General features: G+C 45.4%; 1 protein-coding gene. It reads left to right on the forward strand.

What is annotated here, in order from left to right; translation table 11 throughout:
- The coding region (locus tag RFW85_RS12415) for a hypothetical protein (protein ID WP_309171574.1) at nt 1-227 on the forward strand (227 nt) is incomplete at both ends.

A 227-nucleotide genomic window follows, 5' to 3' on the forward strand; every position in this document is an offset into this window, starting at 1 on the left:
CTTGATACGGCTTATACTGAAATTGAAGTTTCACCAGATGGAACCAGTAATATTGCCCAATTAGGCTTATTCGCTTATCCAACTACCACACATGCGATTCAAGGCTTGCAGTCAAATCTGACTCAATTTTATCGTGGCCGCTTGATCGACAGGATCGGGAATATAGGACCTTGGTCGGACTGGACTCATGCGACAACTTCTGCCGATGCTACAGACGTTCTTGAGCT

Origin of the sequence: Acinetobacter sp. 12966 (assembly GCF_031196995.1) — a bacterium.
GTDB lineage: Bacteria > Pseudomonadota > Gammaproteobacteria > Pseudomonadales > Moraxellaceae > Acinetobacter > Acinetobacter geminorum.